Below are 21,369 nucleotides of genomic sequence, written 5' to 3' on the forward strand. Positions count from 1 at the left end.
ATGGATAGCCCTCGCGTCGCTGTCGGCCAGCCCAGAGATCTGGACGACAGCGACGAGCGCAGCCGCGTGCTGCTGGAGGCGCTGGCCGATGGTGTGTTCGTGGCGCAGGACCTCCACTTCGTCTTCGCCAACCCGGCCCTGCCGGCGATGCTGGGCTATGCGCATGCAGACTTTGTCGGATTGGCCTTCGAGAAGGTCATCGCTCCCGAGTTCCTGGCGCTCTGGACCGAGCGCTTCCTGCAGCGCATCGGCGGCGGACCGGAGCCGCAACGCCAGTATGAGTTGAGCTGGCTGCACAGCAGTGGGTTGCCGATCTGGGTGGCGCTGCGCGCCAGCCGCGTGATCTACAAGGGCCGGCCTGCGGTGCTCGGCATCATCACGGACGTCAGCGAGCGGCGCAGCGCCGAGCGGGCGCTGCGGGAGTCGGCTGAGCTGGTTCAGGCGGTTGAAGACTCGGTGCTGGACCACATGGCCGTGCTCGACAGTCAGGGCGAGATCGTCGCCGTCAACGAGTCCTGGCGCCGCTTCGCCGAAGACAACACGGCGCCAAGCCAGCGGCTGGGCCTGGGCGTAGGAGCCAACTACCTGGAGGTCTGCGAAGCGGCCGTCGGCGCCGATGCGCCACCGGCGGCGGAAGTCGCGCGCGGCTTGCGCGCCGTGCTGGCGGGCCAGCTGGACCGCTACATGGTCGAGTACAGCTGCCATGCGCCCCAGGAGCAGCGCTGGTTCGAGATGAGCGTCACGCCCTTGCGCGCCAGCAGTGGCGGCGCGGTGGTGGTGCATACCAACGTCAGCGCGCGCAAGCTGATCGAAGAGGCACTGGCCGAGCGCGAACGCCTCTACCGCTCAATGGTGGCCGCGCTCAGCGAAGGCGTGATCATCTTCGACCAACACTCCCGCGTATTGGCCTGCAACCCGGCTTGCGAGCGCCTGCTGGGCTGGAGCGAAACCCAAATGCGCAGCAACAACTGGAATTGGCGCGAGCTGGCCTTGCGCAGCGTGGAGGGGCATCTGATCCCCGAGGCCGAGCTGCCTTTGGCCCGGGTGAAGGCGACCGGTACCGGCTTGCGTGAGCTGCTGATGGGCGCGCGCGATGCCAGCCGGCGCGAGCGCCTGATGAAGGTGAATGCGGCACCCGTGATGTCGCCCGACGGCCAACACATCGACAGCATCGTCGTCTCCTTTGCCGACGTGACCGAGCTCGAGCGCCAGAGACGCGAGCTGGACGGCCATCGTGATCATCTGGAGGAGCTGGTGGCCGCGCGCACGCGCGAACTGGCGGCCGCCACCGAGGCGGCAAAGGCGGCCAACCTGGCCAAGAGCGCCTTTCTGGCGAACATGAGCCATGAGATCCGCACGCCGATGAACGCCATCATCGGCCTGGCCCACCTGCTCAAGCGCGACAGCCTCGACCCAACCGCGCTGGAGCGCCTGGGCAAGCTCAGCGACGCCGCCCAGCACCTGCTGCAGGTGATCACCGACATCCTCGACCTGTCCAAGATCGAGTCGGGCAAGCTGGTGCTGGATGAGCAGGTCTTCTCTCCAGCGGCGCTGATGTCTCGCTGTTGTGCGCTGATGCTCGAGCGGGCGCGCGAGAAGGGATTGAGCTTGCAGGTCGATCCTGTCGACCTGCCTGCGCAAGTGCGCGGTGATCCGACGCGCTTGTCGCAAGCCCTCCTGAACCTGCTCTCCAACGCGGTCAAGTTCACTGCGCAGGGCTCGGTGCAGATGAGCGCTCGCCTGCTTGAATCGTGCGGGCAGGGCCCGCTACTGCGCTTCGAGGTGCGCGACACCGGCATCGGCATCGCCGCCGACCTGCTGCCGCGCCTCTTCCGTGACTTCGAACAGGGTGACAGCTCGACCACACGGCGCTACGGCGGCACCGGCCTCGGGCTGTCGATCACCCGCCACCTGGCCGAGCTGATGGGCGGCGACGTGGGTGTGCAGAGCGAGCGGGGCCGCGGCAGCCTGTTCTGGCTGACCGTGCGCATGCCCGCAGTGGAGGAACCGCTCACGCTGGATGCGGCCGAACCGGAAGTGCTGGCCCCCACGCGCTTGCGCCAGGAGCTGCGCGGCCGTCATGCGGGCGCGCGCGTGCTGCTCGTGGACGACAACCCGGTCAATCAGGACGTGGCCCAGGAGCTGCTGCGCAGCGTGGGCCTGCAGATCAGCCTGGCGGGCAACGGCCAGGAGGCGCTGGAGCAACTGGCGCGATCGCCCTTCGACCTGGTGCTGATGGACATGCAGATGCCTGTGATGGACGGCCTTCAGGCCACAAGGCTCTTGCGCCAGCGCGGCGCCTTGATGCCGGTGATTGCGATGACGGCTAATGCCTTCGGCGAAGACCGGAAGCGATGCCTGGCGGCCGGCATGAGCGACCATGTCAGCAAGCCTGTGAACCCCGATCAGCTCTATGCCACCTTGCTGCGATGGCTGCCTGAGCGCCCCGCACGGCCGGAGCCGCCGGTTCGGGCGCCGGGCGCTTTGGAGCAGCCGGCCCTGCCCAGCTGGCTGTCGCAAGTGCAGGGGCTTGATTCGGGGCAAGGCCTGCACTTCGTGGGCGGCCGAAGCAGCGTCTACTGGCAGGTCCTTCAGCGCTTCTCGCAGGAGTATCAAGACCTGACCCCACCGCTTGCGCTGGATGAAGCGCCGGCCCGCGAGGCCTTGCGGCGCTGGGCTCACACGCTCAAGGGCTCGGCCGGGGCGATTGGTGCGGCTTCCTTGTGCGCACTGGCCGGTGAGCTGGAGCGTGCCGCTGCCCAGGGCCTGCCGAACCTGGCCGCGCTGCATCAGGCCGTCGGGCAGAGTCTTCAACGGCTGCTGCTGGCCTTGCGTGGGCCGCATGCAGCCACAACCAGGGGCCGACCAGGCCTGCCTGCTTCAGGCCGCCTGAAGCAATTGGCGGAACTGCTGGCCGTTGGGGACTTCGATTCACTGTCATTGCATCGCGAGATGGCTGACGAGTTGCGAGCCATCTTCGGCATGCAAGCCCATCAACTGGGCGAGGCGATACGCGGCTTTGATTTCGAGCTGGCGCAAGGCCTGTTGCAGCAGCTGATAAGTCAGCACGGCGATACTCGTGTCCGATGACGAGTTCCACAAGCGCTGTCCTTGCCTATCTCGGTTGCTATGCCGAAGCCGGTCATTCGCTTCTGAGCCTGGCGCAGGATCCGGACACCGGCTCGCTGCGGCACCTTGCCAGCAGCGAATGCACGGGCAACGCCAGCTGGCTGCTGGTCGACCCGACCGCGCGCCGGCTCTACGCGGCTCATGAGCAGCAGCGCGGCAGCATCAGCGTGCATGCGCTCGACGGGCAAGGCCTGCCGCGCCTGCTGCAGCAGGTCGCCAGCGGTGGTGCCGGGCCGGTTCATCTGTGCCTTGACGCGATGCGGCGCCGGCTCTGGGTGGCGCACTACGGCGATGGCAGCCTGGGCTGCTTGCCCTTGCAGGACGATGGCGAGCTCGATGCCGCCTTGCCGGCCCGCACGGCGCGCCAGTTGGCGGGTCTACCTGGTCTTGCCAAGGCGCCCGCTTCGCATCCGCACATGCTGCAGCTCTCTGCCGACGGCCAATGGCTGCTGGCCTCCGACCTGGGCCTGGACCGGCTGCTGGCCGTGCCGCTCATCGAAGGGCGTGCCGTTCAATCGGTGGCATTGCCCAAAGGCAGCGGCCCGCGCCATTTCGTCCAGCTGGGGCGCCGGATCATTCTGCTGAGCGAGCAGCGTTCAACGCTGAGCTGGCTGGACTTCGACCCTTTGAGCGGCAGCCTGCAGCTGCGTGGCGAGATCAGCAGCCTGCCCGCGGCTTATGCCGGCCGCAGCTATGCCTCCGACCTGCGCTTGTCCACCGACGGCCTTCATCTGTATGCCTTGAACCGGCTGCACGATTCGATAGCCGTCTTTGCCCTGGGCAGCGACGGCGTTCCGAGCCTCCTGTGCCACGAATGGACGCGCGGCTCCTATCCGCGCAGCGCCACGTTCGACCCGGCCGGCCGCTTCTTCTATGTCTGCAATCAGCGCAGCGAACAGCTCACCGTGTTTGAGCGTGAGGCAGGCGGTAGCCTGCGCTTCACCGGGCAATACATCGCTACACCTTCACCCGCTTGCCTGGTGTTTGGCTGACATCACTTCAAAGGTATCGGCGTGGCCCGGTCCACCGGCACCGCCGTCACGCTGTTCTGCGGCGAGCCTTCGATCAGACGATCGGAGTAGGTCAGGTAGATCAGCGTGTTGCGCTTGCTGTCGACCATGCGGACGATGCGCAGCTTCTTGAACACCAGCGAGATGCGCTCGTTGAACACCTCGGCCTGCTTGGGCAGGGGTTTGGCAATCGTGATCGGGCCGACCTGGCGGCAGGCGATGGAGGCCTCGGCCTTGTCTTCGGCCAGGCCCAACGCGCCCTTCACCCCGCCGGTCTTGGCGCGCGAGACAAAGCAGGTCACGCCGTCGACCGCCGGGTCGTCATAGGCCTCGACGACGATCTTGTGATCGGGGCCGATCAGTTTGAAGACGGTATCGACCGCGCCGATGCGCTCGCCTTCGGCAAGGGCCAGCACGGGCATGAGAAGCAGCGACAGGGCAAGGAGAGGGCGGCGCATGGCAGGCATCCTGAGCAAAGATGCCGACAAGCGTATCAGCCGCCGCGCACCACCCGCAGTGCCAAGGGGCGAACAGTCACCGTGAGCGAACGAGCCGCCGGAATCGGCTCGCCATCGAGCGCCAGCGGCAGCTCGATCGGGCTGTCGATTTGCAGCGTCTGCATCCTGCGCATGAAGATGCCGGGCAGGCGCAGATGCTGGCCCATCAGCAGGGCGGGCATGGCGGCCAGTGCGCCCAGGCGGCCGTATCTTCCGACGCAAACCAGCTCAAGCCGGCCATCGTCGATGCGGGCGCCCGGTGCCACCGGCATGCCGCTGGCATAGCTCTCGGTGTTGAGGCTGGAGGCGAACAGCACCTCGCCTTCGTGCAGCAACTGGCCTTCGGCATGCAGGGTCAAGGGATAGCGGCGCAGGCGGCTGATCTCGGCCAGCGTGGCCCAGACATAGCGCGGCTGGCCGCGCAGCCAGCGCGGCGCGGCCAGCGCACGCCGGCCGACGGCGGCATCGAAGCCCAGTGCCAGGCTGGACATGAAGAAGTGGCTGCGGCCATCGGCCTGCACCTGACCGAGGTCCATGGCGCCAGCCAGGCCGTGGCGGGCCTTCTCCAGCGCAGCGCGCAGGTCCAGCCCGTGCAGGCCGAGGGCGCGGGCCAGGTCGTTGCCGGTGCCGCCGGGCAGCAGCGCCAGCTCCAGTTCGCGCTCGACCAGGGCGGGCAGCAGCTGGTGCACGGTGCCATCGCCACCGGCCACGAGCACGCGGCTGCGGGGCGGCAGGCTCAAGAGGCGCTCGCGCGCGGCATTGACATCGTCCGGCAGGTACAGCGGCACCCGCTCCAGGGCCTCGCGCAAGGGCGCTGCCAGCGCCGCACAGCGACCTCCCGCGGCATGGGGGTTCAGGAGGCAAAGGGCAGGGGCTTGCACGGCGCGCGGGAGGCTGTAGCTGAAAAGAGCGGCCAGCGTAGCGTCGCCTTGCCGCTTGCCTAGACGGGTTGTCCCGGGCGAGGACCTAAACTGTGCGACCAATGACCATCGACATCCCGACCCTGTTGCTGGCGCTCCTGAGCGGCTATCTGATGCTGGGTCTGCAGCTGCTGGTGGCCCGTCGTGGCGCCTTGCGCCAGCCCGAGCTGGGGCTGTGGACCTGGGGCAGCTGGGGTTTTGTGCTGGGCTTCGGTTTCTTCGGTGCGCGGGTGCTGATTCCGACCTGGGTGTCGGTGCTGCTGGGCAATGCCTTCATCTTCGGCGGCATCCTGCTTTACGTGATTGCGCTGCAGCGTTTCGTGCGGCGGCCCTGGCCCTCGGGCCCTTACTGGCTGGTCTGGCTCGCGGCGGTGTCGTTTACCGGCCTGATGCTTGAGATTCCGCTGTCGGTGCGTACCGCCTGGCTGTCGCTGGTCTACGCAGGCTTGCTGCTGCCGGGTGTGTATCTGGTCTTGCGCCACGGCTGGGGTGGCGAAGCCTCGCTGCGGGCCGTGGGCCTGACGCTGGCCGTGGCGGCCTTGGCCCTGATCCTGCGCGGCTGGCATGCCTTCACGCACCCCGATCAGTACACCGACCTGCTGCGCAGCAGCCTGGGCCAGGGCCTGACCTTTCTGTGTGCCTTCCTGAGCCTGATGGGTGCGGGCTTCGGCTTCGTGCTGGCCAGTTTCGAGCGTGCCGCCACAGAGATGAAACGCCTGGCCAGCCACGACGGCCTGACCGCCTGCGTCAACCGCAGCAGCACCGATGACCTGCTGGCCCACCTGCTGGAACGCGGCCGCCGCGAGGGCTCGCCGGTGTCGTTTGCAATGCTCGACCTCGATCACTTCAAGCAGATCAACGACCGCTATGGCCACCAGTCGGGCGATGCCGCCCTGCGCGCCTTTGCCGCCGATGTGCGCGGCCGCCTGCGCGCCTCCGACGTTCTGGGACGCATGGGCGGGGAGGAGTTCGGCCTGATCCTGCCGGCCACCGACGAGCCGGGCGCCATGCGCCTGCTGGAACAGATCCGCCAGGCCGTTGCGGCGCTGAAGGTGCGCTGTCACGATGGCCGCGAGTTCGGCATGACGGTCTCGGCAGGCCTGGTGGTGGTGGCATCCGACAGCGGCCTCAGCGCCGACCGTGTCTACGCGCTGGCCGACAAGGCGCTCTACCAGGCCAAGCACGCCGGCCGCAACCGCGTTGAACGGCATCTGATCATGCCCATGCCGGCCGCCGCCGACTGAACTAGACTGCGCCGAGCGAGGCAGATCGCGGAGGCGCAGTGAGCGACGCAAGCAGCAGCAAGCCCTTGTCGACACCGCAGGTGCGGCGTCTGCACCAGATCCTGCTCTGGCCATTGCGCCTGATGCCGCTGCCCGGCGCCGATGCCGCGCCGCGCCGGCCCTGGGAGTTGCTCGCGGCGGCGCCCGGCCCCTGGGCCGAGGTAGTGGACGAGTACACCGGCGAGCCGGACCGCTTCCATGAGCGGCACTACCAGGAGTTCGTCACCTTCCTGCCCTTTGTCCAACGCTTCCTCTATGGCGAAGGCCAGGCCGCTGCCAATGCGCGCGGCGATGCGCCGGCCGAGGCCGGCATGAAGGTGTTCCGCCGTCATGATGTCGCGAGCTTGCGGGCCTGCACCAAGCCGGGCCATGCGCCGATCAGCTTGCAGGTCGTTCACATCGACCTGTATTTTTTCTTCGATGTCGATGTGGTGCTGCTCAATGTGGAGCTGGCCGGCGGCGCGCTGGCGCTGGCGGAAGCCCAGGAACTGCTCTACCGACTGGGCCGGGCCTACCCCTCCGGCTGGGATGCCGGTGGCCAGCCCCTGCACACGCTGGCCAGCGCCGAATGGTTGGATGCCGAGGGGCGGGTCCTGGCTGCCTCGGACAGCGGCGAGCGCGAGCGCTTCATCGAGCATGTGCACGCGCACCGGGCGCCTCGCATCGCCGCGCATTGGGACTTTCTGCTGCGGCCGTTGGTGGCCGATGCCTCGGGCTCGCCCGGCGAGCTGCGCTACCGCCAGATCGAGTACTACCGGATGCCGATGATGGCCTGGCTGGCGCTCGATGATCCGCGCGCGCTCTCGCGTGCCGATTTCGTTCGCCTGGGGCTGGTCACCGGCGCTGGCGCTGCAGATCAACTGCCCTTTGGCGACGCGCACCTGGCCGATTTCGAGCAGCGTCATTGCTACGACCGCTTCTGGCAGGAGGGCGGTGCCGCGCCCGACACCCGCTATATGTGCTCGGGCCATGCGCTGGTGGTGGTGGGGCGGGCCGACGCCGAATTCTTCTGCTGCCGCCACCGCGGCGTGCTGGCGCAGTTCCGGCACCAGCATTTCCTGCTCTTCCTGATCGCGCATTTCCAGAAGGCCACGGTGCTGATGTTCTCTGACCGCCTGGTGGAGGCGCTGCGCCGGCTCAATGTGCAGGACGCCAACAGCGTTCGCCGCTTCAAGCGTGCGATCCGCAGCGCCTTCGAGGGCTTTCTGCGCTTCACCCACCGTTACTGGTTCCATGCGGTGGCCGAACAGGCGCAGTCGCGGGCGCTCTTTGCGCTGTGCCAGCGGCATCTGGGCACCGAGGCCCTGTATGCCGAGGTCAAGGAGCGCATCAGCGACATGGCGGCCTATCTGGAAACCGACAACCTGCGCCGACAGGCCAACACCGTGGTGCGCCTGACCGTGGTCACCATCTTCGGCCTGATCGGCACCATCACCACCGGCTTCCTGGGCATGAACCTGCTGGCAGAGGCCGAGGCGCCGATGTCGAGGCGGGTCTGGATCTTTGTGCTGACATTGCTTGTAACGCTTGCCTTGACCGTCTACACCATGGCCAAGTCCAAGCGGCTTTCCGATTTCCTGGACATACTTTCCGACGAGAGACTTTCCGCATGGAACAAGCTGCGTGCCTTCGTCGGCGTGTGGCGGTCTTGAGCTTCCTCAAGTAGCGGGCTTGCGGCCGCTCCGAATCGGGGGCAGGATTCAAGAGCCAAGCCGATCACAGGACCCGATGAGGTCAAGGTCGGTGGGCTTCAAGGGAGCAGTGCCATGCAAGCAGAGCAGCCGGGTCCGAAGGCGTGTGCGCGAAGAAGTGCGGCGCGTGGCAGCGCCGTCGTCAGCCGGCGCCGGCGCAACTTCCAGCATGGCCTGGCACAGGCGAAGCGGGCGCAGGCACAAAGCGAGTTGGTTGCGCGGCTGATCGCCGACCACATCCCCGGCCGCATCGGCTACTGGGACCGGCATTTGCGCTGCCGCTTCTCCAATGCCGGCTATCACGAATGGTTCGGCTTGCCGCCCGACCAGATCCTGGGTCGGCGCATGGACGAGCTGTTTGCGCCTGAAGACTGGGCCCTGATCGAACCCCATGTGCGTGCAGCGCTGCGCGGCGAAACCCAGTCCTTCGAACGCGAGGTGCGCGGCCGTGCGCCCGATTGGCAATGGATTCAGTACCTGCCCGATGTGCAGGATGGCCGGGTGTGCGGTTTTGTCGTGCTGGCGCTGGACATCAGCCTGCGCAAGCGGGCCGAGCAGGCGCAGCGCGCGCTCAACGCGGAGCTGGAGCATTCGCGCGACCGGGCCGAGGCCGCCAGCCGCGCCAAGAGCGCCTTCCTGGCGCACATGAGCCATGAGATCCGCACGCCGATGAACGCCATCCTCGGCCTCACGCATCTGCTGCGCCGCGATGCAAAGGATGAGCTCTCGGCACGCCGCCTGCACGACATCGACGACTCGGCACAGCACCTCCTGCAAATCATCAACGACGTGCTGGACATGTCCCGGATCGAATCCGGCCGCCTGGTCTTGCAGGAGGTCGATTTCGACAGCGGCGCCCTGATCTCGCGCAGCGTGGCACAGCTCAGCGACGCGGCGGCGGCCAAGGGGCTGGCCCTGCAGGTGGACTTGGGCAATCTGCCGCCGCGCCTGCACGGTGACCCGACACGTCTGATGCAGATGCTCCTGAACCTGTTGTCCAACGCGGTCAAGTTCACCGAGCAGGGGGCGGTGAGCCTGTCGGCACAGCTGGTTTCAGGCGATGAGCAGGGGCTGCGCCTGCGCTTCGAGGTGCGCGACAGCGGCATCGGCATCAGCGCCGAGGCCATGGGGCGCCTGTTCACGCCTTTCGAGCAGTCCGACATGTCCAACAGCCGCCGCTATGGCGGCACGGGACTGGGCCTGGCGATCACCCGCCACCTGGCTCGCAAGATGGGCGGCGAAGCGGGCGCGCACAGCACTCTCGGTGCGGGCAGCACCTTCTGGTTCACCGTGCTGCTGCAGCCGGCCCTGGCGCCTGCCCCACATGTCTTCGTGGCGCAGGAGGCGCCTGTCGGCGCCCTGGAGGCCAGCGAGGCCGAGCGTCTGCTGCGCGAACGCCATGCCGGGCGCCGCGTGCTGCTGGCCGAGGATGACCCGGTCAACCAGATGGTGGCCTGGTCGCTCCTGCAGGCTGCAGGCCTGGAAGTGGACATGGTGGGCGACGGCGCACAGGCGCTGCGCCGCGCCAGCCTGCAGCATTACGACCTGATCCTGCTGGACATGGAGATGCCCGAGATGAACGGCCTGGAGGCGGCGCGGGCGATCCGGCGCCAGACGGCGCATGCACTGACCCCCATCATCGCGCTGACCGGCAATGTCTTCTCATCCGATCGCGAGGCCTGCCTGGAGGCCGGCATGGACGACTTCCTGCCCAAGCCGGTGGCGCCGGAGCTGCTCTACCAGGCGCTCCTGAAGCGCCTGGGCTGACGCCATCCTGCCGGCCGTTCAGCAGTTCTCGTACTTCCAGTTGCGCCGCTTGCCCTCGGCGATCCACTCGACCGCCTGCACCAGGCGCTTGAGCCGGGTCTCCTCGCGCTTGGCCTCGGTGATCCATTCGATGTAGTCGCGCTGGGCGCTGGGCGGGAAGGCAGCGAAATGCGCCTGGGCGTCCTTGTTCGCCTTGAGTGCCGCTGCCAGGTCGGGCGGCGCCTCCAGTGCCGGCTTGCGCTCGGCGGGCCGGGCCATGCGGGTGGGCTTGGCACCTTCGTCGATCAGGGCTGCTGCCTTCTTGATCATGACGCGCAGCTCGCGTGGCGGCGGCAGTTCCTTGAGGCTGGTGATGCGGCCCAGTTCGCCCATCGCGCCCTCTTTCTTGTGCGCCGGGTCCACGGCCTCGTCGTACCAGAAACCGAAGGCGCAATGGGCCTTGAAGGCCGACATGCCGCTGAGAATCTTGCCGCCATAGACCCAGTGCGGGCGGCTCCACTTCATCGTCTCCTCGGCCGTCGGGCAGGCAGCATGGACCTGGGCGCGCCAGTGTTGCAGCAGCGCCTGGGCAAACTCGGGGGCAGCTTCGATATAGGCGTCTACACGCGGATCGGTCTGCGGCATGGCAGGGCCTTCCTGAAACAGCAATGGCGGCAGCATAGCTTCGCGAAGCGCCGCCGCAACAGCGCGAAACTGCTAGTTGCGCGCCAGGCTGACCGCGCCGTCCACCACCAGCGTCGCGCCGACCACGTAGTCGCCCGCGCGCGAGGCCAGGTAGATGGCAGCACCGGCCATGTCTTCTTCGCTGCCGATACGGCCGGCCGGAATGCGCGCCGCCACCTCGGCCTCGTGGTCACGCGCGGCGCGGTTCATCTCCGAAGCAAAGGCGCCCGGTGCGATCGCGCTGACGACTATGTTGTTCTCGATCAGGCGCAGTGCCATGCGCTTGGTCAGATGGATCAGGCCGGCCTTGCTGGCGGCATAGGAATAGGTTTCCAGTGGATTGACCGAGAGGCCGTCGATGGAGGCGATATGGATCACCTTGGCCGGCCGGCTCTCGGCGGCTCGGGCCAGCAGGCCGTGCAGGGCCTGGGTCAGGAAGAAGGGTGCCTTCAGGTTGAGGTCGACCACCTTGTCCCAGCCACTTTCGGGGAATTCGTCGAAGGGCGCGCCCCAGGCGGCACCGGCGTTGTTGACCAGGATGTCCAGGCGGTCCTCGCGACGGGCCAGTTCGGCCGCGAGGGCCTGCGCGCCGGCCACGCTCGACACATCGGCGGGCAGCGCGATGCACTCGCCCAGCGCCGACAGCTCGGCCGCCGCCTCGCTGCAGGCCTCGGCCTTGCGCGCCGAGATGTAGACCTTGGCACCCTGGCGCAAAAAGCCGGCGGCGATCATCTTGCCGATGCCACGCGAACCACCGGTGACCAGGGCCACCCGGCCCTGCAGGGAAAACAGATCGCTCATGGGCAGCACCTCCAGTGGACTGGAGCCTAGTGCGCAGTTCTTGCGGGCGCAGTCGCCCGGGGGACGGTTCGTCGCCCGCGTGACTGCTCGGCAGCCGCGCCGGCCTGCGGCAGCGCTTAGCCGACCGAGATGTCGGCCGAATGCCGGGCCATCGGGCCTTGGCCTCCCTCAGCCGCCTTACATGCTGCGCCGGTACTGCCCACCCACCTCGAACAGCGCGCTCGTGATCTGGCCCAGCGAGCAGACGCGCACCGCGTCCATCAGCACATCGAACACGTTCCTGTTGTCGATGACGGACTGCTGCAATCGCTTGAGCATGGCCGGTGCCTGGTCGCGGTGGCGCTCATGGAACTCGGCCAGCCGCTGCAGCTGGCTCTGCTTTTCCTCGTCGGTCGAGCGGGCCAGTTCGATGGTCTCGGGCGTGGCATCGCCATGCGGATTGCGGAAGGTGTTGACGCCGATGATCGGATACTCGCCGGTGTGCTTGAGCATCTCGTAGTGCATGCTCTCTTCCTGGATCTTGCTGCGCTGGTAGCCGGTTTCCATCGCACCCAGCACGCCGCCGCGCTCGGCAATCTTCTCGAATTCGGCCAGCACCATTTCTTCGACCAGCTCGGTCAGCTCTTCGATGATGAAGGCGCCCTGAGAAGGGTTCTCGTTCTTCGCGAGGCCCCACTCGCGGTTGATGATCAGCTGGATCGCCATCGCGCGACGCACCGACTCTTCGGTGGGCGTGGTGATCGCCTCGTCGTAGGCGTTGGTGTGCAGCGAATTGCAGTTGTCGTAGATCGCGATCAGCGCCTGCAGCGTGGTGCGGATGTCGTTGAAGGCGATCTCTTGCGCATGCAGTGAGCGGCCCGACGTTTGCACGTGGTACTTGAGCTTTTGCGAGCGTTCGTTGGCGCCGTACTTGTCGCGCATCGCCACGGCCCAGATCCGGCGCGCCACGCGGCCCAGCACCGTGTACTCCGGGTCCATGCCATTCGAGAAGAAGAACGACAGGTTGGGCGCGAAGTCGTCGATGTGCATGCCGCGCGCGAGATAGGCCTCCACGAAGGTGAAGCCGTTCGACAGCGTCAGCGCCAGCTGCGAGATCGGGTTCGCGCCGGCCTCTGCGATGTGATAGCCGCTGATCGACACCGAGTAGAAGTTGCGCACGTTGTGATGCACGAAGTACTCGGCGATGTCGCCCATCACCTTGAGGCTGAACTCGGTCGAGAAAATGCAGGTGTTTTGGCCCTGGTCTTCCTTCAGGATGTCGGCCTGCACCGTGCCGCGCACATTGGCCAGTACCCAGTCCTTGATCTTGGCGGCCTCGTCGGCCGTCGGTTCGCGGCCGTTGTCGGCGCGGAATTTCTCGAGGTTCTGGTCGACGGCCGTGTTCATGAACATCGCGAGGATCGAAGGCGCGGGGCCGTTGATCGTCATCGAGACCGAGGTCGTCGGGCTGCAGAGGTCGAAGCCGTCGTACAGCACCTTCATGTCGTCCAGCGTAGCGATGCTCACACCGGAGTTGCCGACCTTGCCGTAGATGTCCGGGCGCGGTGCCGGGTCGGCGCCGTACAGGGTGACCGAGTCGAAGGCCGTAGACAGGCGCTTGGCCGGCATTCCTTCGGAGACCAGCTTGAAGCGGCGATTGGTGCGGAACGCATCGCCTTCGCCCGCGAACATGCGCGTCGGGTCTTCGCCTTCGCGCTTGAAGGCGAACACGCCGGCGGCATAGGGGAAGCTGCCGGGCACGTTTTCCAGCATCAGCCACTTGAGCAGCTCGCCATGGCATTCATAGGCAGGCAGCACGACCTTCTTGATCTTGGTGCCGGAGAGGCTGGTGGAGACGAGCGAGGTGCGGATCTCCTTGTCGCGGATCTTCACCACGTACTCGTCGCCGGCATAGGCCTTTTGCATGTCGGGCCATTGCTTGAGCAGTTGATGCGCGTCAGCGTCCAGGCGCTGGCTGCGGCTGTCGGCGAGCTCGAGGATGGCGTTGCGGGCGTTCTGCTTGTCGGGGTTGGCCTCCAGCAGCATGCGGGCGCTGGCGTTGAGCTGCTGAATCTCGCGAGCGAGGGCGGCCTGGGCGCGGGCGCGCTTCTTGTAGCCGCGCACGGTGTCGGCGATCTCGGCCAGGTAGCGCGTGCGTGCGGCCGGCACGATGGGCGTCTGGTGCGTGCTGTGGCGGGTCGCGGCGATGGGCAGGCGGCCTTCCTTCAGCGTCAGGCCCAGTTCGGCCAGGCGCGGCTTCAACGCTTGATAGAGCGCGGTGACGCCGTCGTCGTTGAAGCGGCTGGCCATGGTGCCGAAGACCGGCATCTGCTCGGGCTTCTGGGTCCAGGCTTCCTTGTTGCGCTGGACCTGCTTGGCCACGTCGCGCAGCGCGTCGAGCGAACCCTTGCGGTCGAACTTGTTGATCGCAACGAACTCGGCGAAGTCCAGCATGTCGATCTTCTCGAGCTGGCTGGCGGCGCCGAATTCGGGCGTCATCACGTACATGGGCACGTCGACATGCGGCACGATGGCCGCGTCACCCTGGCCGATGCCCGAGGTCTCGACGATCACCAGATCAAAGCCGGCGACCTTGGCCGCGGCGATCACGTCGGGCAGGGCGGCCGAGATCTCGGAGCCGAAGTCCCGCGTGGCGAGCGAGCGCATGTAGACGCGCGAACCTTTGCCCCAAGGCGAGATCGCGTTCATGCGGATGCGGTCGCCGAGGAGCGCGCCGCCGCTCTTGCGCCGCGAGGGGTCGATGGAGATCACGGCCACGCGCAGCGCGTCGTCCTGGTCCAGGCGCAGGCGGCGGATCAGCTCGTCGGTCAGGCTGGACTTGCCGGCGCCACCGGTGCCGGTGATGCCGAGCACCGGGGTCGTGATGTCTTTCGCCGCGGCTTGCAGCTGCGCGACCAGACCGGCATCGGCCTTGTCGTTCTCCAAGGCCGTGATCAGCTGGGCCAGCGCGCGCCAAGCCGCTTCGCTGTGGCCTTGAATCGCGGCCACCGTGGTCGGCGCATCGGCAGTGAAGTCCTGGTCGGACTTCATCACCATCTCGCCGATCATGCCCGCCAGGCCCATGCGTTGGCCGTCCTCGGGGCTGAAGATGCGCACGCCGTGTGCGGCCAGGTCGCGGATCTCGGCCGGCACGATCACGCCGCCGCCGCCGCCGAAAACCTGAATCTTGTCGCCGCCGCGTGCTTTCAACAGCTCGACCATGTACTTGAAGTACTCGACGTGGCCGCCCTGATAGGAGCTGATGGCAATGCCCTGCGCGTCTTCCTGCAAGGCGGCCGTGACCACCTCGTCGACCGAGCGGTTGTGACCCAGGTGGATGACCTCCGCGCCCATGCTCTGCAGGATGCGCCGCATGATGTTGATCGCCGCGTCATGGCCATCGAACAGGCTGGCTGCGGTCACGAAACGGACCTTGTTCGTGGGACGGTAGTCGGCGAGCGCCTTGTATTCGGCGGACAGGTCGGTCATGGGGCAGTCTCCGTTATCGGCGCAGGCGAGCGCTGTGCCGGTTCTATCAGCAAGTTGGGCGGGATTCTAGGGTCGATTGACGTTTACGTAAACGTCAACTCGAATGCCCAAGACAGGCGAGGCCTTGCTTGCCGGCGCGTAGCTCTGGGCCAGAATCGTCGCTCTTCATCTGCAACCCACCAGGACCGAATCCAATGCGCCCCTTTCTCCGCCTGCTCGCCATCGCCGCCCTGTTCGCCACCGCCGTGCCCGCGCAGGCCCATGAGGTCGACTGCAAGGGCCGCACGGGCATCGAGCTGGCCCGCTGTGAGCGTCATGCCAAGGTGGCCAACCAGTGCGGCAAGCTGACCGGCGACGAGCACTTCGCCTGCGATCGCGACTACCTTCTGGCCAATCCCTTGAACTGCAAGTCCTTCAGCGGCGCTGAAGCGCAGCAGTGCGAGGCCGAGGTGGCGGCGGTGAAAAACTGCAAGGCCAAGCCGGTGGGCCGCGAGTTCATGCAGTGCGTGAAGGCCGAAGCCAAGGCCAATCCCATGGGCGGCAACTGAGGCTCAAGGGGCCCGTCCTATTTCCGCAGCGTCAGCTCGTCGTGGATCGTGTGTGCCCCATCGGCGGCTCGCGCAATCGCCAGGGCTTCGTCGATCTGAGCCTGGCTGTCGAGCACGCCGGCCAGGCGCACGTCGCCCTTGAGCGTCACCACCGTGATGTCGAAGCGCTTCAACGAGTCCCGCTGCTGCAGGGCCGTCTTGACATGCTCGGTCACATCGCTGTCGGAGACGTTGGCTGCGGCAGCCGGCGTCGGCGCCTGGCTGCATGAGCACAGCAGCAGGGCCGCGATCAGCGCAGCCGTCAGGCGGACGGGCATGTTGTTTGCATTCATGGGGGCCTCGGTGCGGGCGCCCTCGGGGAAGGGCCCTGGCGCCAGCATGGCCGGCCCGCTGGGCGCCGTCGGTGCGCTGCCGAACGTCGCGCCGCGGGGTTCAGGCCCTTCGCTCTAGTGCCCGCGCGCCGGTAGACGCTTGACCGCCTTGAACCAGAGCATGGCCAGCACGGCCAGGCCCGCCGGCGCGAGCCAGGTGGCCGGCGGGGGCAGTTCAAAGCCGAACAGGTGCCGGACCATCGGAATCCACAGAACGGCGACCAGCATGGCCAGCGTGCCCGCGGCCACCCAGGCCGCCTGCGGCGAGGGCTTGAGTTGCGCCGGCCCCGCAGCGAATCCCCAGGTCCGGTTCGTGCGGATCAGCGCCAGGTTGGACAGCACCAGCGCTACAAAGCTCAGTGCGCGCGCCATGCCTTCGCGCTCGGGCCCGTCGGGCAGCCAGGCCCGGGCGGCGGCATGCAGGCCCAGCAGCATCACGAGCAGGCCGACGCCTTGCAGGAGCCCGCGAGCCACCACTGCCCGGTCGAACAGCCGCTGGTCCGGCCGGCGCGGCGGGGCCTTCATGGCCTCGGGTTCCAGGCCTTCTGCCTCGAAGACGACCGAGCAGGCCGGGTCGATGATCAGTTGCAGGCAAAGGATGTGGACCGGCATCAGCAGCAGTGGCCAGCCCAGCAGCACAGGCATGAGGGAAAGGCCGACGATGGGTACGTGAACGGCCACCACGAACACGATGGCCTTGCGCAGATTGGCAAAGACCCGGCGGCCGTAGCGCACCGCGGTGACAAGGGAGGCGAAGTCGTCATTCAGCAGCACCAGCGCCGCGGCCTGGCGCGCGACTTCGGTGCCGCGCGCTCCCATGGCCACGCCGATGTCTGCGGCCTTGAGCGCCGGCGCGTCGTTGACGCCGTCGCCCGTCATGGCCACCACCTCGCCGCGCGCCTGGAAGGCCCGCACCAGGCGCAGCTTCTGCTCGGGCTGCACGCGGCAGAAGATGTGGGTGCTGCCCAGCCGTCTGGCCAGCTCGGCGTCGTCGAGCGTTGCCAGCTCGACGCCGGTGAGGGCGGGCGCCTCGGCATCCAGCCCGGCCTGTCGTGCCACCGAGACGGCCGTGGCCGGATGGTCGCCAGTCATCATCACCACGCGGATGCCCGCGGCCCGGCATTCGGCAATCGCCTGCGGCACATCGGGCCGCACCGGATCTTCCAGACCCAGCAGTCCGAGGAACTCGAAATTGAAATCGTGCTGCTGGTCAGGCAGGTCGCCGGCAGGAAACCTGGCCCAGGCCACGCCCAGGACCCGCAGGCCGTCGGCCGCCATTGCCTGCACCTGAGTGCTGATGCTGGCGCCCTGGTCCGCGCCGAGATGGCAGAGGTCGATGATGGCCTCGGGCGCGCCCTTGGCGGCGATCAGCTGCGCGGCCAGGTCCGGCGAGCGCCAGACGCGCGACATGGCCAGCAGGTCCGGCGAGAGCGGGTAGTCGTCGATCAATGTCCAGTCGGCATGCAGATGCTCGGTGCCGGCCAGCAAGCGCTGCCCGGCTTCGGTGATCGCGGTCTCCATCGGATCGAAGGCGCGGCGGTGGCAGGCCAGCACCGCGTACTCCAGCAGGCCATGCAGGGCCTCGGGCAGCGGGCTCGGACGGGCCTGGGCTGTGTCGTGACCGTGATCGGCCGACCAGAGGCGGCGCAGCGCCATGCGGTTGGCGGTCAGCGTGCCGGTCTTGTCGACGCAGAGCAGGGTGGTGGCGCCGAGCAATTCGACCGCCGGGATCTGTCGGGCCAGCACCTTCTCGCGCGCCAGCCGCCAGGCCCCGAGGCTCAGGAACAGGCTCAGCACCACGGGCAGCTCTTCCGGCAGGATGGCCATGGCCAGCGTCAGCCCGGCTAGCAGGCCCTGCAGCCATTCGCCGCGCGCCAGGCCGTAGGCCAGCGCCAGAAGTGCTGCCAGCGCCAGGCCGAACAGGGCCACGCGCTTGACCACCTGGCGGGTCTCCTGCTGGATCGGCGTAGGTGGCGCGACGATGCCGGCGAGCGACTGGCCGATGCGGCCCAAGGCGCTGCGCGCTCCGGTGGCGATGACGCTGCCGCGCGCCGTGCCCTGCGTGACCAGACAGCCGGCAAAGGCCTGCGAGCTGGTGCCGCCGCCCGCCAGGGGAGCGCTTTGCTTGGGTACGGGCGCGGATTCACCAGTCAGCAGCGATTCATCCACCGACAGGTTGGCGACCTCGCCGAGCTGGAGGTCGGCGGGGACGCGGTCGCCCTCGGCCAGCAGGACCAGGTCGCCTACAACCAGCTCCCGGGCTGCGATGCGCTGGACCTGGCCATCGCGTTCAACCAGGGCCTGAGGATCGGACAGCTCACGCAAGGCCTCCAGCGAGCGCTCGCTGCGCCTTTGCTGGACGAAGCTGGTGGCCATGACCAGGAAGACGAAACCGAGCAGCATCAGTGCTTCGCGCCGACTGCCCAGCCCCAGGTAGATGAGCCCGCACGCCATCAGCAGCAGGAACATGGGCTCGGAGGCGATCTCGCGCGCCAGGCGCAGCAGGCTGCGTGGCTTGGAGACGGGCAGCTCGTTGGCACCGTCAATGGCCAGGCGCTGCCGGGCCTGGGCCTGTGTCAGGCCTGCTGGTGAGGCAAGGGCATCAGTCACGCTGAGGCAGCATCCGCCGCAGGGTGTCGTCGCGCACGACATAGTGATGGAACAGGGCAGCCGCGGCGTGCAGGCCAACCAGGAAATAGCCGAAGCTGGCCCCAGCCTCATGCATCTCCTCGGCCCATTCGGCGACGCGCTCGCTCTGCCCGACCAGGGCCGGCAGATCGATGCCGAAAAAGGCAATCGGCTTGCCCTCGGCGCTGAGCAGCAGCCAGCCCAGCAGAGGCATCACCACCATCCAGGCGTACAGAGCGAGGTGCATCCCCTTCGCCATGCGGGCTTGCCAGGCGGGCGGCTCGGGCTCTATGCGGGGCAGGCGGCCACTGAGGTTCAGGGCGGCCCTGAGCAGCAGCAGCGCGAGCACGGACAGGCCCAGCATGAAGTGCCAGGTCTTCAGGCCTTCGCGCAGCTCGCTGCCCTTGGGGAAGTTCTCGTGCAGCTCCATGCAGGCATAGACAGCGGCAATGAGCAGCAGCATCAGCCAATGAAGGCCGATGGACAGAGTGCCATAGCGAGTGTTGCTGTTGCGCCAGTTCATGGGTGGTTCCTCAGTGTTCTGCGTGTTCAGTCTCAGCGGAAGCAGCTTCCGGCGTCTGTTCCCTATCGAACAAGGGATCCGCGCCGCAGGCCAATCTGGCGCTGTCGGCCTTGATGCCATTTGATTCAACTCAAGGTCAGGTCCTCATGTGGGCGGTCCGGCATCGCAGAGCCGGAAGCCGCAGCCGCGCACGGTCTCGATCAGGTCGGGGCCGAACTTGCGCCGCAGCGCGTGCACATGCACGTCGATCGCATTGCTGCCCAGCTCCTGGCCCCAGCGGTAGATGCGCTGTTCGATCAGCTCGCGCTCCACCACCTCGCCCTGGGCCTCGACCAGCATCTGCAGCAGCTCGAACTCGCGGCCGGTCAAGGCCACGGGCACGCCGTGCCAGTAGCTGCCGCCATCGGCAATGTCGAGCAGCAGCGGGCCGAACCAGCGGCAGCCGGCCAGATTGCCTAGGGCGCCGCGGTGGAGGGCTTCCAGCTGCCGCATCAACAGGGTGGCTGTGCTGGGGCGCAAGGCATAGGCATCGCTCGGTGGCACGCCATGGGCGAGCAGTCGCTGCAGCTCGTTGGGTATGCAAAGGTGCAGCCGGCGCCTGGCCGGCGGCAGCGAATCCTGGGCAAGGGTCCATCGGGCGTCGAGCAAGCACAGCCGGTCGGCCTCGGCGACTTCGAGGGCCGGCCATGCGCAGGCCAGCTCGGCTTGCCAGCCCTCGGTCTGCAGGCCATGCACGAGCGCCTCGGCCAAGGCGCGGTCAGCGATGGCAATCAAGGCCCGTGGAGCAACTGCTGAAGAGGTCACGGCGCCACTCTGGGCGGCCATGCTTAAGTGGGCATGAAGCCAGCAAGGGCTGTGGCGCCGGCAGCGCAACTTCAGCCGCACTTCAGCTTGGCGCACAAGCATGGGGCCTGGTCCGTGCAGCCAGCCGCGCGTTTGCGCGGCGTCGGATCCCGGCGACATGCCTGTATTTCTGGATGTAAACGAAAGCCCTCGCCCCCCATGAGCCCTGCCACCACCGTCCTGTTCAAGTGCGGGCACCTCACCCGACGTCGATCCGTCGCAGGGCAGCCGGTTGCATCTGGATACGCGCTTAATGTCGACCGCGATGCGTCTGGACAAACTGGCTGATATGTCCATGCCCAGCAGTCTTCCCCATTCCGGTGGCCAGGTTGCCAAGCCAGCGCGAAGCGCCAGACCCCACGTCCGTTCTGGCCGCTGGGTCTACCTGGCTATCGCCGCCCTGGTGCTCATGGCCTGGTGGATCGTGAAGGCGCTGGACCTGCGCGCCGCTTCCGACACCGGCTACTGGCTGGGCGTGGCCGGAGGCACGTTGATGCTGCTGCTGTTCGCCTACCCCTTGCGCAAGCGCATCCGCTTCATGCAGCGCTGGGGCGCGGCCAAGTGGTGGTTCGCGGTCCACATGGTGCTGGGCGTGGGCGGACCGGTGCTGATCCTGATCCATTCCACCTTCCAGATTGGCTCGCTGAACGCTGGCGTGGCGCTCTACAGCATGCTGATCGTCGCGGGCAGCGGCGTGGTCGGGCGCTTCCTCTACCTGCGCACCCACCGCGGCTTTAGCGGCGAGCTCGAGGGCCTGGCGCAGTTGCAGCGCCAGCTCGGTCTCCAGCATGAAGGTCTGCATAAGGCCCTGGCCGCAGCGCCGGCCGTCGAGCAGCACTTGCTGGCCTTCGAGGCTGAGGCCCTGCGCCTGCCAGGCCGCTGGAGCAAGCACCTGCGTGCCTTCGTGATCCTGCCCTGGCGGCGCCTTTTCGTGCGTCGGGCCTGCCTCGATGGCCTGCGCGCTGCGCTGCGCCAGCGCGGGTACGAGCTGGACTGGGGCCCGAACCGTCGTCGGACCGAATACCTCGCGCTGCGCGAGCAGGTGCAGGACTACCTGGCTGCCGCCATGCGTGTGGCCCAGTACGACAGCGCCACGCGCCTGTTCTCGCTCTGGCATGTGCTGCACGTGCCCTTCGTCTACCTGATGGTGCTTTGCGCGGTCGCGCATGTCGTCGCCGTGCACGCCTACTAGAAGAGATGCACGATGCAGCAGTCAGGCATCGAGGA

At 67.5% G+C, this 21,369-nt stretch carries 16 protein-coding genes; 7 read left to right on the plus strand and 9 right to left on the minus strand.

Annotated elements, in window-relative coordinates; genetic code table 11:
* Positions 1-3,090, plus strand: coding sequence for a PAS domain S-box protein (locus tag ABT392_RS00175; RefSeq protein WP_395384438.1), 3,090 nt, complete (start codon positions 1-3; stop codon positions 3,088-3,090).
* Positions 3,087-4,121 (plus strand): lactonase family protein, encoded by a 1,035-nt coding sequence (locus ABT392_RS00180; RefSeq protein WP_395384437.1) that lies wholly within the window; start codon positions 3,087-3,089, stop codon positions 4,119-4,121. The genes ABT392_RS00175 and ABT392_RS00180 overlap by 4 nt, the downstream gene beginning before the upstream one ends.
* A 2-nt stretch (positions 4,122-4,123) precedes the next feature.
* On the opposite strand, the gene ABT392_RS00185 is transcribed toward ABT392_RS00180, so the two are convergent.
* The gene (locus tag ABT392_RS00185) at positions 4,124-4,597 is read right to left on the minus strand and encodes a CreA family protein (RefSeq protein ID WP_334279305.1); all 474 of its coding nucleotides are present in this window, start codon (positions 4,595-4,597) and stop codon (positions 4,124-4,126) included.
* 35 nt (positions 4,598-4,632) lie between these two features.
* Positions 4,633-5,517, minus strand: coding sequence for a diacylglycerol/lipid kinase family protein (locus ABT392_RS00190; protein WP_334279304.1), 885 nt, complete (start codon positions 5,515-5,517; stop codon positions 4,633-4,635).
* A gap of 101 nt (positions 5,518-5,618) precedes the next feature.
* Here ABT392_RS00190 and ABT392_RS00195 point away from each other — a divergent pair, with 101 nt between their 5' ends.
* The 3 genes from ABT392_RS00195 to ABT392_RS00205 all read left to right on the plus strand — a co-directional run bounded on the left by ABT392_RS00195 (position 5,619) and on the right by ABT392_RS00205 (position 10,297).
* On the plus strand, positions 5,619-6,800 hold the full coding sequence (locus tag ABT392_RS00195; RefSeq protein WP_334279303.1) for a GGDEF domain-containing protein: 1,182 nt from the start codon (positions 5,619-5,621) through the stop codon (positions 6,798-6,800).
* A 122-nt stretch (positions 6,801-6,922) separates the two neighbouring features.
* Entirely contained in the window at positions 6,923-8,491 is a 1,569-nt protein-coding gene (locus tag ABT392_RS00200; RefSeq protein WP_334279346.1) for a hypothetical protein, read from the plus strand.
* Positions 8,492-8,605: 114 nt separating this feature from the next.
* On the plus strand, positions 8,606-10,297 hold the full coding sequence (locus ABT392_RS00205) for a PAS domain-containing hybrid sensor histidine kinase/response regulator (RefSeq protein WP_395384436.1): 1,692 nt from the start codon (positions 8,606-8,608) through the stop codon (positions 10,295-10,297).
* An 18-nt stretch (positions 10,298-10,315) separates the two neighbouring features.
* On the opposite strand, the gene ABT392_RS00210 is transcribed toward ABT392_RS00205, so the two are convergent.
* The 3 genes from ABT392_RS00210 to icmF all read right to left on the minus strand — a co-directional run bounded on the left by ABT392_RS00210 (position 10,316) and on the right by icmF (position 15,229).
* Positions 10,316-10,921, minus strand: coding sequence for a YdeI/OmpD-associated family protein (locus ABT392_RS00210; protein WP_395384434.1), 606 nt, complete (start codon positions 10,919-10,921; stop codon positions 10,316-10,318).
* A gap of 72 nt (positions 10,922-10,993) precedes the next feature.
* Entirely contained in the window at positions 10,994-11,761 is a 768-nt protein-coding gene (locus tag ABT392_RS00215; RefSeq protein ID WP_395384433.1) for an SDR family oxidoreductase, read from the minus strand.
* A gap of 177 nt (positions 11,762-11,938) precedes the next feature.
* The gene (gene icmF / locus ABT392_RS00220; protein WP_395384432.1) at positions 11,939-15,229 is read right to left on the minus strand and encodes a fused isobutyryl-CoA mutase/GTPase IcmF; all 3,291 of its coding nucleotides are present in this window, start codon (positions 15,227-15,229) and stop codon (positions 11,939-11,941) included.
* Positions 15,230-15,423: 194 nt separating this feature from the next.
* Between icmF and ABT392_RS00225 the strand changes: the two genes are divergently transcribed.
* A complete protein-coding gene (locus ABT392_RS00225) occupies positions 15,424-15,777 on the plus strand; it encodes a hypothetical protein (protein ID WP_334279299.1) in 354 nt (117 codons plus the stop codon).
* Positions 15,778-15,794: 17 nt separating this feature from the next.
* Here the strand turns inward: ABT392_RS00225 and ABT392_RS00230 are convergent, their stop codons facing one another.
* The 4 genes from ABT392_RS00230 to ABT392_RS00245 all read right to left on the minus strand — a co-directional run bounded on the left by ABT392_RS00230 (position 15,795) and on the right by ABT392_RS00245 (position 20,103).
* Positions 15,795-16,109 (minus strand): BON domain-containing protein, encoded by a 315-nt coding sequence (locus ABT392_RS00230; protein ID WP_395384431.1) that lies wholly within the window; start codon positions 16,107-16,109, stop codon positions 15,795-15,797.
* A gap of 114 nt (positions 16,110-16,223) precedes the next feature.
* Positions 16,224-18,758, minus strand: coding sequence for a cation-translocating P-type ATPase (locus ABT392_RS00235; RefSeq protein WP_395384430.1), 2,535 nt, complete (start codon positions 18,756-18,758; stop codon positions 16,224-16,226).
* Positions 18,751-19,299 (minus strand): cytochrome b, encoded by a 549-nt coding sequence (locus tag ABT392_RS00240; RefSeq protein ID WP_395384429.1) that lies wholly within the window; start codon positions 19,297-19,299, stop codon positions 18,751-18,753. The genes ABT392_RS00235 and ABT392_RS00240 overlap by 8 nt, the downstream gene beginning before the upstream one ends.
* 144 nt (positions 19,300-19,443) lie before the next feature.
* Complete coding sequence (locus ABT392_RS00245; RefSeq protein ID WP_334279295.1) at positions 19,444-20,103, minus strand: winged helix-turn-helix domain-containing protein; 660 nt, start codon at positions 20,101-20,103, stop codon at positions 19,444-19,446.
* 334 nt (positions 20,104-20,437) lie between these two features.
* Between ABT392_RS00245 and ABT392_RS00250 the strand changes: the two genes are divergently transcribed.
* The gene (locus ABT392_RS00250) at positions 20,438-21,334 is read left to right on the plus strand and encodes a hypothetical protein (RefSeq protein ID WP_395384428.1); all 897 of its coding nucleotides are present in this window, start codon (positions 20,438-20,440) and stop codon (positions 21,332-21,334) included.
* Positions 21,335-21,369: the final 35 nt, after the last annotated feature.

Source organism: Paucibacter sp. JuS9 (assembly GCF_044043925.2).
Lineage (GTDB): Bacteria > Pseudomonadota > Gammaproteobacteria > Burkholderiales > Burkholderiaceae_C > JAUASW01.

Coding starts and splice junctions, on each gene's coding strand:
- ABT392_RS00250 (WP_395384428.1), top strand. CDS start 20,438: ATGCCCAGCAGTCTTCCCCATTCCGGTGGCCAGGTTGCCAAGCCAGCG.
- ABT392_RS00225 (WP_334279299.1), top strand. CDS start 15,424: ATGCGCCCCTTTCTCCGCCTGCTCGCCATCGCCGCCCTGTTCGCCACC.
- ABT392_RS00205 (WP_395384436.1), top strand. CDS start 8,606: ATGCAAGCAGAGCAGCCGGGTCCGAAGGCGTGTGCGCGAAGAAGTGCG.
- ABT392_RS00215 (WP_395384433.1), bottom strand. CDS start 11,761: ATGAGCGATCTGTTTTCCCTGCAGGGCCGGGTGGCCCTGGTCACCGGT.
- ABT392_RS00175 (WP_395384438.1), top strand. CDS start 1: ATGGATAGCCCTCGCGTCGCTGTCGGCCAGCCCAGAGATCTGGACGAC.
- ABT392_RS00210 (WP_395384434.1), bottom strand. CDS start 10,921: ATGCCGCAGACCGATCCGCGTGTAGACGCCTATATCGAAGCTGCCCCC.
- icmF (WP_395384432.1), bottom strand. CDS start 15,229: ATGACCGACCTGTCCGCCGAATACAAGGCGCTCGCCGACTACCGTCCC.
- ABT392_RS00180 (WP_395384437.1), top strand. CDS start 3,087: ATGACGAGTTCCACAAGCGCTGTCCTTGCCTATCTCGGTTGCTATGCC.
- ABT392_RS00185 (WP_334279305.1), bottom strand. CDS start 4,597: ATGCGCCGCCCTCTCCTTGCCCTGTCGCTGCTTCTCATGCCCGTGCTG.
- ABT392_RS00240 (WP_395384429.1), bottom strand. CDS start 19,299: ATGAACTGGCGCAACAGCAACACTCGCTATGGCACTCTGTCCATCGGC.
- ABT392_RS00195 (WP_334279303.1), top strand. CDS start 5,619: ATGACCATCGACATCCCGACCCTGTTGCTGGCGCTCCTGAGCGGCTAT.
- ABT392_RS00230 (WP_395384431.1), bottom strand. CDS start 16,109: ATGAATGCAAACAACATGCCCGTCCGCCTGACGGCTGCGCTGATCGCG.
- ABT392_RS00200 (WP_334279346.1), top strand. CDS start 6,923: ATGCCGCTGCCCGGCGCCGATGCCGCGCCGCGCCGGCCCTGGGAGTTG.